Origin of the sequence: Bacillus sp. FSL R5-0712 (assembly GCF_038593285.1) — a bacterium.
GTDB classification, from domain to species: Bacteria; Bacillota; Bacilli; order Bacillales; family Bacillaceae; genus Bacillus; species Bacillus safensis.
The window spans coordinates 300,776-312,409 of record NZ_CP151981.1 but is presented as its reverse complement, the minus strand read 5'-3'; the positions used below and the strand labels follow the sequence as shown (position 1 = coordinate 312,409).

Below are 11,634 nucleotides of genomic sequence, written 5' to 3'. Positions count from 1 at the left end.
AATATGTGTACAATTTATGAAATTGCCAAACGCTGCGGGGTTTCAACCACCACCGTTTCCAGAGTGCTAAACCATCACCCATATGTGTCAGAAGAAAAACGGCAGCTCATTTTACAGGTGATGAAAGAAATGGAATATACACCGAGTTCAGCAGCCCGCACACTAAGGTCACATCAGACAAAAACCATTGCTGTGTCTGTTCCAGCTGTGGACCATCCTTTTTTTGCACAATTGATTAAAGGCATTTCAAAGGAAGCACTGGATCAAGGATATAAAACCATCGTGCTCCAGACGTTTTATCAAGAAGCATTAGAGCTTGAAGGGCTTCAATTATTAAAAAGAAAAGAAGTAGATGGGGTCATATTGGGGGCATTAGAAAATCAGTGGGAAAAGATCGAGCCATATTTAACGAACGGCCCCATTGTCATGGCTAATGAATATCATCAAACAGCAAACATCCCGATTATCGGATACGATGAACGGGAAGCCGCCTATAAAGCGGTCGACTACTTGATTCGGTCGGGGCGAAAATCGATTGGGTTTTGCTTTGATACAGAAAGCAGTGAAGCGCAGAAACAAAGGAAACAGGGCTATCTTGATGCACTTTCTGCTCACGGTTTGCCGCTGCAAGATGATTGGCTGTTTGGAGAAGCCTTTACCATTGAAGACGGCTTTCGCTTAATGGATGTCATCCATCACATGAAGAATGCGCCTGATGCCATTTTCACCGGCAATGATCAAGTCGCAGCAGGGCTCATTAAACAGGCCATTTCATATGGCTATCAAATCCCCGAGGATTTAGCGGTCATCGGCTATGATAACCAAGACATATGTGAGGTGACAGCTCCAACGATCACCACGATTGACATACCGATCGTAGAGCTTGGCCAGCGGTCTGTACAGCAAATGATCGCACTCCTTCAAGATCAAAAACCATTACAGCGCGAACATATCCAGCTGCCTACCCGGCTCGTGACAAGAGAATCTACATAAAGAAAAAGACTGAGAGAGATCTCAGTCTTTTTTATACCTATCTATCAACCTATACAAATTGAGCAAGAATGAATGTCCATATACATACAATACCGAGCAGGATGAAGCTGTACTTCACGGTCTTTTTGAAGAGCTCAGACTCTTTCCCTGTTTCTCCAACAGCTGCTGTAGCGATAGCGATTGATTGTGGAGAAATTAATTTCGCCATCACACCACCGGTCGTATTCGCCCCAATTAACAAACCTGCCTGTGAACCGATTTGAGAAGCAGTGACCGCTTGAAGGTTACCGAATAAGGCGTTGTTACTCACGACAGACCCCGTAATAAACACGCCGATCCAGCCAAGCACCGGGCTGACAAGCGGGAACAAATCGCCCGTTTTGGCAAGAGCAAGTCCAATCGCTGAACTTAGTCCAGCAAAGTTCGCCAGGTTGGCAAAGCCCATAACAAAACAAATAGTAAGAACAGGAACCCAAAGCTCTTTCACCGCTGCTTTTAAGCAGACAGCGCCTTCTGTTAATGTAATATGTCTGCTAAACAGCCCTGTCAGCATGACCGCAATCAGAATGGCGGTCCCCGTTGCACTGATGACATCAATTTTAAAGATCGCATCAATAGGTGTTTCCGTTTGTGCAATTGGTGGTAATTTCACAATTTGCTGATGTAAAAATGGCATTTTCACTAAAATGGTCGTCCAGTTAAGCGGTCCTCCTACAGCAAACAATGCTTTAAATGCCGGCAGACTCCATACCGTAATAACAGCAGTTAAAATATAGAACGGAGACCATGCTTTCAGTATTTCAACGCCGCGATACGTTTGTTTCTGTTCAATATCTGGCGCTCCTTCTTCACGATAAATGTGTTTTGGCTGCCATTTCCGAAGAAATAAAGCCAAAACTCCCATACTTGCTAAGGCAGAAATAATATTGGCAAGCTCAGGACCCATCGTCACCATTGTGACAGCTTGCAAAATAGCATAGGTACCACTCACAACAAGCAAGGCTGGCAGAGTTTCTTTGATCCCTTTCAATCCATCTACAATCAGAATGAGGAGAAACGGAATACAGAATGAAATAAATGGGATCGTATATACAAGGGTTTGAGATAACGCAAGCGGCGTCATATTGCCCATTTGCGCCCCTGTAATCACTGGAATGCCTACAGCACCAAATGCACCAGACGCAGCATTGGCAATTAAGCAGAGCATCGCAGCTTTCAGCGGTTTAAACCCAAGCTCTGTTAAGAGAGCGGCACTGATCGCAATCGGTACACCAAACCCAGCAGCTCCCTCTAAAAATGCGTTAAAACTAAAACCAATTAATAAGAGCTGAAGACGTTGATCTTGAGAGATTCCTGCAATACTAGATCGAATGATATCGAACTTACCAGATTTCACGGCAATTTTATAGAGCCATACCGCCATGATGACGATATATCCAATCGGCCACAGCCCATTAGATATACCGAGCAGCACAGCAGATAATGCTTTTTCAACTGGCATATGAAAGAAGAAAACAGCTGTTACAAAACTGACGATTAAGGTAAAACAAGCGGCTAAAACACCTTTTAGCTTAAAAACGGTTAATGCAAGAAGGAAAAACAAGATTGGAAGCATTGCCACCAATGCACTGACGAATTCATTACCAAACGGATCATATATTTGCTGCCACATAGTGATTCATCCTTTTCTGCTCAGATAGGTTGCTTTTGATTGATTAAAAATGAGGAGCCAAAATCTCTTTTAACACATTTACACTGTGTGCAAATTTTTCTTTCTCCGTATCATCCAGAGCAAGCTCCATCACTTCTGTTGCACCATTTCGATTCACAAGGGCTGGTACACCAATGTAGACATCTTCTGCTCCGTACTCTCCATCTAAGTAAGTGCTGACAGTTAAAATGCTGTTTTCATTGTGCAGGATCGCTCTTGTAATGCGGGCTAAACTCATTGCTACGCCGTAATAAGTGGCGCCTTTTTTCTCAATGATTTGGTAAGCGGCATGACGAACATTTTCCATGATTTCATCTAAGTCTTCTTGTTTGTATTGCTCATTTCTCTTCATTAATTCTGTAATTGGTACACTTCCGATATTCGCATGACTCCAAACAGCAAGCTCTGTATCTCCATGCTCGCCAATGATGTAAGCATGCACGTTGTGTGCCGCTGCTTCAAAATACTCACTAAGCATGTATCTAAATCTTGCCGTATCAAGCGTCGTACCACTGCCAATCACTCGTTCTTTTGGAAGTCCACTGAATTTCCAAGTCGCATATGTCAAAATATCGACTGGGTTTGTGGCAACTAAGAAAATGCCATCAAATCCACTTTTCATTACGTTTTCTACAATGCCTTTAAATATATTTAAATTTTTCTCAACAAGATCAAGTCTTGTTTCACCTGGCTTTTGGTTTGCACCAGCACAGATACAGACGATATCTGCATCCTTACAATCCTCATAATCTCCATACCATGTATTCACAGGATGCGGGGCAAATGCTTTTCCGTGGTTTAAATCCATCACGTCACCCATTGCTTTGTCTTGATTCAAATCGATGACAACCAATTCATCTGTGATTGCTTGATTTATTAATGTAAAGGCATAACTGCTGCCGACGAAACCTGCTCCAATAAGGGCTACTTTGTTTACTTTTTCGTTTGTCATTTATCTCATCCTCCTGAGTAAAACTAGGCTGTTTTTATTATGTGAAGTATTTCACATTCATATTGTGCAACATTTCACAAACTTTTGCAAGGGGACTGCTCAAAAAAAATATGTAGCGAATTTGTGAACACATTTATTGTGCTTTCAAAGCGCTGGCTCCATACATATTTCCACAAGAAAAAAGCTGCCAAACGCTCGTCGGCAGCTTCCTACATACATATTTAATAAGGTCCCCAGTTGATCATGACCCCGATACAAATAAATACAAGACCGATGACAAACCAAATGAGGGCAAGCGGCACCATAAAACGCAGCCACTTTACATAAGGTATACCACTTGCAGCAAGCACAGCCATCAATACACCAGAAGTCGGATTGATACAGTTGACTACCCCTTCGCCAAGCATCACTGCTTCTACAGCTACCTGTCTTGTGATGCCCATTAAATCAGCGAGCGGCGCAAGAATCGGGATAAAGACAACAGCCTCTCCTGATCCTGATGAAATCAAAAAGTGAAGAAGCGCACTCGCAATATACATCCCGATCGCACCAGCGATTGGACTAAAGCCTGTCAGCATACTCGCCAAGCCGTTGACCACTGTATCAAGCAGCTTCCCGTTTTCTAAAATGACCGAAATACAGCGTGCCATCCCAACAATAAGTGCGCCGTATACAAGGCTTTGGCACCCAATAATAAACGTTTTCGCAATATCATTGGCCGCTAAACCGCCGAGCAGGCCAGCAGCGATAGCCATAAAAATGAACACACCCGCCATTTCCTTATCGGTCCAGCCAAGCTGAAGTGCGCCATATAAGAAACCTCCAAGTGACAATCCGCACACTGCTAAAATCAGCTTATGTCTGCCAGTAAATGCAGGCTTGTCCACAGATTCCGCATCGGCTCCGCCAAGCCCCTTAGCAGGAAACCATTGATCGCCAAGAATGCTTCCCTTTTCTTTATTCTTCAGACGTCTTGTATATAAATAGATGTACACAATACTAGAAATAAGAAAACAAAGATAAATAATGACACGCAGGCCAATGCCGGAAAAGATCGGCAGCTCTGCAATCGTTTGTGATAAACCTAATGGAGATGGAGATAAAATCGTTGCGTTAAATCCTGCATAACAGCCGATGTATATGACAGCCGCTCCTGCTACAGCATCCCATTTCAAGGATCGTGCTACAATGATGCCGATTGGAATAAATCCAATGACAGAGTTCACGACAATTCCGGTCGTTCCAAGGACTGAAAATAATCCCCCAACAATACAAATAAACAATAATTGCTTCGTTTGAAACCGGCTGATGACATGGTGAATCATCCCGTTAATAGCACCTGTCTTCTCCAGAATGGCAATGGTTCCGCCCGTAAATAGAATCAGAAAAATAATAGAAGAGGACCCTACCATTCCTTCTTGTATCGCTGTAAAAAAGCCAACTGGACTCACTGGTGATTGATCAATACGGTGATAGCTGCCAGGAACGGCTGTTGTGATCTCCCCAGATGTCTTTCGGTCAAACTCACCCGCTGGTACAAAATACGTTGCTATTGTACAAATCAGTGCAATCATAAATAAGAGAACATACGCATCTGGCATTTGAAGTTTTCGTTTTTGTTTCTCTGGTGCTGATACTGTCGCTGTTTTCATGTGTCAAAACCCCTTTGTCCCGATCGGAATTTCACTTAATTTTCAGAATAATCAAATGATGTGTTATATTATAAACACTGTTGATATTTAAGAGCAATATTATTTCATTAAAATAATGTTTTGGCAGATTATCTGTCAGCAAGGAGGCTTCTCATGACAACTTTGACAAACGAAATGAAACAAACCGTGACAGACATCTTTGAACACTTGCATGCCCACCCAGAAATCAGCTGGGAAGAAACAGAAACGACCGCTTATATTGAAGATATATTGAAAAAATTGGGCTGCAAAACTCAAACATTTGACGACTGTACAGGGGTGATTGGTGAAATTGGAGAAGGCGCACCAGTGGTCGCTGTGAGAGCTGATATTGATGCACTTTGGCAGGAAGTAGATGGTGAGTTTCAAGCCAATCATTCATGTGGCCACGATGCACACATGACAATGGCTCTTGGCACCTTCATGGCATTAAAGGAAAAAGAACGACCGAACGGCACGATCCGTTTCATCTTTCAGCCTGCTGAGGAAAGAGGCGGCGGTGCGCTGAAAATGATTGAAAAAGGTGTGCTCGCAGATGTCGATTACTTATATGGCGTACATGTGCGCCCAATTCAAGAAACATTAAACGGACGCTGCGCTCCTGCTATTTTGCACGGATCAAGTAATCATTACGTCGGCACCATTATTGGCGAGGAAGCGCACGGCGCACGCCCACATCTTGGCGTCAACGTAATAGAAGTGGCTTCAACTCTTGTGCAGAGACTCGCGCATATCCATGTCGATCCAAGAGTCGCGCATTCTGTCAAAATGACCAATTTACATGCTGGCGGGGGCAGCTCAAACATCATCCCAGGGAAAGCTTCTTTTACATTAGATGTACGGGCGCAAACAAACGAAGTAATGGATGAGCTAGAAAAAGAAATTGAAAGAGCAGTTCATTCTGTAGCGGATGCCTTTGGCGCTTCCATTACACTTTCAACAGACCATCGTCTGCCTGCCGCCACCTTAAATGAGGAAGCTGTCCAGATCATGTCTCATGCAATTGAACAGGTTTTAGGTAAAGAGCAGCTTGATCCCCCGATTGTCACAACAGGTGGAGAGGACTTTCACTTTTATGCAGCAAAGCTTCCGCATATCAAATCCACAATGCTCGGTTTAGGCTGTGATTTAAAGCCTGGTCTTCATCATCCGTATATGACCTTTGACCGCTCGGCAATCTTTACCGGCATTGAGATTTTGACCGAAGCTGTCTATCAAACACTCCAGCAGCATTCATCATAAATGAAAAAGCCACCCGCCTTCTCATCAAGCGGGTGGTCTGCTTTATATTATGCATTCAGATCTGCCATGGCGGGAACGTTGATTTCTTTTACGCAAGATACCCTTGATAAATGAATCACACATCTCGCAAGCTCCACAATATCCTGGACAGGGATTCTCGTTTCATCATATAGAGTGATGGCCTTTTCGGCTCCATCCTCATACGGAACCTCCGCCGCCAGCTCTCCTGGATTGATACAGGTGACGGATATTTTATCTTTCCTCACATGCTCTCTCAGTGCATTCACAATTCCGCGCAGGCCAAATTTAGATGCAACAAACGAGACTTGCGGCAGGTTTGTATGGTCGAGTCCGGCCGTTGAGCCAATCACGATGATTTTCCCATTCTCTGATTTCCTTACGTGCGGAAGCAGTGCCTGGATGTATGTAATGGTTGAGGTGACATTCACATTGATTAAATGTGCAATATCCTCTGGCTGATCGTGATCAAAGGAATAATCGTCTTCAAAGCCTCGTTTTTCCCATAAACCGACGTTATAGATGAGTACATCAATCGTCTTGTTCTCAAGTACTTCAAGCATATAAGGGATATGCGTTTGGCTTGATAAGTCGATTTTCAGCCAAATTCTATGAACACCGTCATCTATGCTCAAACTGCTTGGTTCACTACGCGACACAATCCAAACTGTATCTCCACTTGAAGGGAGACCCTTTACAAAAGCATCTCCTAATCCTTGACTTGCACCGAATATGATATAGTTTTTACTCATAGCTCCTCCTTCTATGGCACACATACTGTAAGCGTTTTATACCTATATCATACAGATTCAAAGAGACTGGCGCCCCTTTTATGCTCGTCTTCACTTATTGATTGGCGCGGCTACTGGATTTCCTTTAATTCAACTGGTAATGCACGTGCCTCTATAAAGCATTTGATCATTTCTGTAAAAAGTTCTTTCTTCTCAAAAGTAAATGTATGTCCAATACCGGGAACGATGACACCTGTTGCCTTCGGATGTGAATTCGTTATTTTTTTTGCTGACCGTTTCATGATGCCTTTTTCCTTTTCTCCCACTGTGACAAGAATGCGTGCCTTCGCTTGTTGAAACGTGTCAGGGAGCTTGTAATGGAGGTTTTCTTGAAACATCGTAAGAAGGGTTTTCTTTTGCAGATGTTTCGATTCCGCCGCATAATGATGCAGTACATGTTGCGAGAGCCCCATCTTTTCGGCTTGGAGCTGGATAAACCAATCTTTCTTTAATAATGGATACGTCAGGGGCAAGAGGGGTCTCACCATGAAATGGAGCCATGGCAAAGGCATCACAAGGGCGCTATTGATGACGGCTATGTCTACGATATCCGGCTCTCTTGATAACACATCAACTGCAATCTGCGCACCTAAAGAAAATCCAATCAGAATCACTTGACGGCCATTCGCATTTTCCTTGATCCATGAGATGACTTCACGGGTGCTTTCATTCATTGAAAATATCTGTTCTTTTGCTCTTGTCCCATGTCCAATGAGATCAGGGGCAAAGCATTCATACGTGTCCTTCAATATTTCAACCTGCTCCTGCCACATCCAGCTGCTTACTCCTCCACCATGCAGAAAAACCATAATTGACTTATCCATTGCCCGACAACTCCATCCTTCTATATAAGAAAAAAGCAGCCGCTTTTTGAGCAGACTGCTTTTTCAACATGCTCCCTTCTATTATAAGGGAACCACTATATCATTGACTATTTTTTCAAATCTTCAATGGAGTTTACGTTCTTCATATATGTCGGAACAACTAGCCCCATTCGAAGACCTTTCATACTTGTACCAAGGTCATCATATTTTCCTTTAAACTTCGCTGCATACGTTTTATGCGTATTTGGCAGCCAAGCGGATAATGATGCATCCGCACTTCCGGTTGCAATTGCTGTCCACATTGGACCTGCTTCAACCTGAGTCAAAGTCACCGTAAACCCGAGTTCACGCAATACTTCTGCCGCAACATTGGTACTTGCAATCTCACTATCCCATGCAACGTAGGCCAGATTGACTTTTCCACCATTCGACTTTTTCACGCCTTTTGTCCATTTCGCTACTTGGTCTTTATGTTTTTTCACATATTTTAAGGCGGCATCCTTTGGTTTCACACCATCTTGGATATCAATCATGACTTCGCCCATGTCATCTTGAGACCATTTAAACTGACTAAGCATTTTGGCTGCTTCCGGCTGATCCTTCGCAAAGCCTTTACGTGAAATCGTATGAATTTCTTCCGCTTCACCATAAGATTTTTTTGGATCATCTAAATATTTTAAATCATAGCGGGAAAACATCCAGTGTGGATTCCAGCCAGTGATGATGATTGGCTTTTTACGGTCGTAAGATTTTTTGAGCGTTGCCGTCATGGCTGCACTTGATGCAGACACAACCGTCCAATCCTCTAAGCCGTAATCCTTTTTCGCTTGATCTGTCAGTGCCATAATCCCTGAACCAGGATCGATTCCGATAATGGTTTTATTCACCTGCTGTGCGGCACTCGCATTTGAATCTGTCTGCGCACCGCAAGCGGCTAGTAAAAAGACAAGCAGGGCGGTCATCCCAATGTAGAGAGACTTTTTCCACATTAAGCATTCCCCCTGGTTTTTTTCGTTTTAATGTTTTGGGTAATACGGTCAAGTGTAATCGCCACAATCACAATGGCAATACCTGCTTCAAAACCAATACCTGTTTTCAGCTGCGTTACCGCACTATATACTTCTGAACCAAGTCCTGGTGCACCTACCATTGCCGCAATGACGACCATTGATAGAGCCAGCATGATACTTTGGTTAATACCAGCTAAGATGGTTTTTGTTGCAAGTGGAAGCTGAACTTTGAATAAACGCTGGAATGTCGTTGAACCAAATGCTTCAGTAGCTTCAATTAAATCAGCTGGTACTTGTTTAATACCGAGAATGGTCATACGAATCGTTGGCGGCATGGAGAAAATAACCGATGCCACAACCCCAGGAACAACCCCAATATTAAAGAAGAAGATCGCTGGTAATAGATAAACGAATGCAGGCATTGTCTGCATTAAATCTAAAATAGGTGTCACTATTTTACGCACAGTTTCCTTCTGTGATGCCCAAATACCGATCGGAACCCCGATCACAATGGAAATGACCACAGCGGTCAAAACGAGTGCAAGTGTTTGAAGCATTGGATGCCAGTAGCCTAAATAGTCGATCAGTAAAAATCCAATAAGTGTGAAAAGAGCAACTCCTCTTGTACTGATCCACCAAGCAATGCCGGCAAAAATAAGAGTTAAAATAATGGATGGAATGACGCCAAGTGCAGCCACAATCCCATTTACTGTTCCTGCTAATCCATTTGTGATGCCATCAAAGAAACCACCAAACGTTAATGTTAACCAGTCAACAAATTGATCGATATATTCCGCAAACGGAATTCTAGGTAAATCACTCATACTAAACATCTTATTCTACCTCCTGTGCAGAAGGCTCTTGTGCTTTAATTTCCTCTAGCTTGTTAGAAGACATGTTGATATACTCATCATTTCCTGATAATGCACCAATCAATGCACCTCGGACCACAATGCCCTTCATTCTGTTTTTCTCATCAACAACGGCAATCGGAATGTTCGCATCAGACACCGCATCAAAGATCTCTGTCAAATACGTAGATTCCAACACTGTCGTAAATTCTTTATCGAGAACCGTTTCAAGCGACGCTCCCGTTTCTGCTGCTTTCTTCGCTGCTTGGGCAGAAATGACACCTAATAAATGCTTTTTCTTATCTACCGCATAGATAGACGAAATCCCAAGGTTTTTCATGAGCGTAAGCGCAACACGTGCCCCTTTATCAATCTGAACTGTTTCTGCACGTTTCATAATATGACCAGCGGTTAATACTTTAGAAAGGTCAACATCTTCAACGAAGCGTTCAACATATTCATTCGATGGGTTCATCAGAATTTCTTCTGGTGTTCCGATTTGAACGATATTTCCGTCCTTCATGAGTACAATGCGGTCACCAATACGAAGCGCCTCATCTAAATCATGGGTAATGAAAATGATCGTTTTTCCTACAGATGTATGAAGCTCAAGCAATTCATCCTGCATATCTTTACGAATTAATGGATCTAGTGCGCTGAATGCTTCATCCATTAATAAAATGTCAGGGTCATTTGCTAACGCACGTGCCAATCCAACACGCTGCTGCATCCCACCACTTAATTGATTTGGATATTGCTCTTCAAAGCCTTCAAGTCCAACAAGCTTTAAAGATTCAAGCGCTTTTGGTCTGCGCTCTTCTTTATCGACACCTTGCAATTCAAGACCATACTCAGTGTTCTCAAGAATTGTACGGTGCGGGAACAATGCGAAGTTTTGGAAAACCATGCTGATCTTTTTCCGTCTGACTTCACGCAATTGATCCTTTGACATATTTGTTATCATATCCCCATCAATATATATTTCACCGGAGGTTGGTTCGATTAACCTGTTTAGCATCCGCACAAGTGTGGACTTTCCGCTCCCTGATAGCCCCATGATGACAAATATCTCGCCGTCATACACATCAAAATTTGCTCGATTGACACCAACTGTTGCGCCGGTCTCTTTTAGGATCTCTCTTTTTGTTTTCCCTTTTTCAAGCATTTGAGATGCTTTTTTAGCATTTTTACCGAAAATTTTAGATACATTATTTATCTTGATTTTGATATTTCTCTCTTCAGAATTCATATTTTCCCTCCAAATTAGCATCTTTATAACCGTAACATAAGCGTTATGATGCGAACAATCTTTAGAATTCGCTTATTTCCCCACAATATGTATGAATTCCATATAGAGGTCTGGTCATTAGAGTTTATACGCCGTATTACTCGTAAATCCTATAGAATGCTTCATAAACTACATATTTTACGGGGTATTTCCTCTCATCAGACAATATTTTACTGGAAATTCCTAATTGTGCTAAAAAATAAGTCGAATCCTCGTCATAGCGGTTTTTTGAATCATGGGCGAACCATTCCCCTTAACAGGAT

Annotated in this window: 10 protein-coding genes; 2 read left to right on the top strand and 8 right to left on the bottom strand. The window is 42.7% G+C overall.

Going from position 1 to position 11,634, the window contains the following annotated elements:
- The first annotated feature begins 3 nt into the window (after positions 1-3).
- Positions 4-993: a LacI family DNA-binding transcriptional regulator gene (locus NSU11_RS01690; protein WP_342493758.1), complete on the top strand. Its 990-nt coding sequence runs from the start codon at positions 4-6 to the stop codon at positions 991-993.
- 49 nt (positions 994-1,042) lie between these two features.
- Here NSU11_RS01690 and NSU11_RS01685 read toward each other — a convergent pair whose 3' ends face one another.
- The 3 genes from NSU11_RS01685 to NSU11_RS01675 all read right to left on the bottom strand — a co-directional run bounded on the left by NSU11_RS01685 (position 1,043) and on the right by NSU11_RS01675 (position 5,308).
- Positions 1,043-2,665, bottom strand: coding sequence for an L-lactate permease (locus NSU11_RS01685; RefSeq protein WP_342493757.1), 1,623 nt, complete (start codon positions 2,663-2,665; stop codon positions 1,043-1,045).
- Positions 2,666-2,708: 43 nt separating this feature from the next.
- The gene (locus NSU11_RS01680) at positions 2,709-3,656 is read right to left on the bottom strand and encodes an L-lactate dehydrogenase (protein WP_122631524.1); all 948 of its coding nucleotides are present in this window, start codon (positions 3,654-3,656) and stop codon (positions 2,709-2,711) included.
- Between the two features lie 221 nt (positions 3,657-3,877).
- Positions 3,878-5,308 carry a YfcC family protein gene (locus NSU11_RS01675; RefSeq protein WP_024424344.1) on the bottom strand — a complete coding sequence of 477 codons (1,431 nt, stop codon included), beginning with the start codon at positions 5,306-5,308 and terminating at the stop codon, positions 3,878-3,880.
- Positions 5,309-5,461: 153 nt separating this feature from the next.
- On the opposite strand from NSU11_RS01675, the gene NSU11_RS01670 reads away from it, so the two are divergent.
- Positions 5,462-6,589: a M20 peptidase aminoacylase family protein gene (locus NSU11_RS01670; protein ID WP_034623963.1), complete on the top strand. Its 1,128-nt coding sequence runs from the start codon at positions 5,462-5,464 to the stop codon at positions 6,587-6,589.
- Between the two features lie 47 nt (positions 6,590-6,636).
- Here the strand turns inward: NSU11_RS01670 and NSU11_RS01665 are convergent, their stop codons facing one another.
- From NSU11_RS01665 to opuAA, 5 genes are all read right to left on the bottom strand, one after another.
- The gene (locus tag NSU11_RS01665) at positions 6,637-7,359 is read right to left on the bottom strand and encodes an SDR family oxidoreductase (RefSeq protein ID WP_151863116.1); all 723 of its coding nucleotides are present in this window, start codon (positions 7,357-7,359) and stop codon (positions 6,637-6,639) included.
- A gap of 110 nt (positions 7,360-7,469) precedes the next feature.
- Positions 7,470-8,222 carry an alpha/beta hydrolase gene (locus tag NSU11_RS01660; protein WP_073203679.1) on the bottom strand — a complete coding sequence of 251 codons (753 nt, stop codon included), beginning with the start codon at positions 8,220-8,222 and terminating at the stop codon, positions 7,470-7,472.
- A 107-nt stretch (positions 8,223-8,329) separates the two neighbouring features.
- The gene (locus tag NSU11_RS01655) at positions 8,330-9,211 is read right to left on the bottom strand and encodes a glycine betaine ABC transporter substrate-binding protein (protein ID WP_044333560.1); all 882 of its coding nucleotides are present in this window, start codon (positions 9,209-9,211) and stop codon (positions 8,330-8,332) included.
- The gene (opuAB, locus tag NSU11_RS01650; RefSeq protein ID WP_039182966.1) at positions 9,211-10,056 is read right to left on the bottom strand and encodes a glycine/proline betaine ABC transporter permease subunit OpuAB; all 846 of its coding nucleotides are present in this window, start codon (positions 10,054-10,056) and stop codon (positions 9,211-9,213) included. The genes NSU11_RS01655 and opuAB overlap by 1 nt, the downstream gene beginning before the upstream one ends.
- A gap of 10 nt (positions 10,057-10,066) precedes the next feature.
- Complete coding sequence (opuAA, locus tag NSU11_RS01645; protein WP_024424349.1) at positions 10,067-11,332, bottom strand: glycine/proline betaine ABC transporter ATP-binding protein OpuAA; 1,266 nt, start codon at positions 11,330-11,332, stop codon at positions 10,067-10,069.
- Between the last annotated feature and the right edge of the window lie 302 nt (positions 11,333-11,634).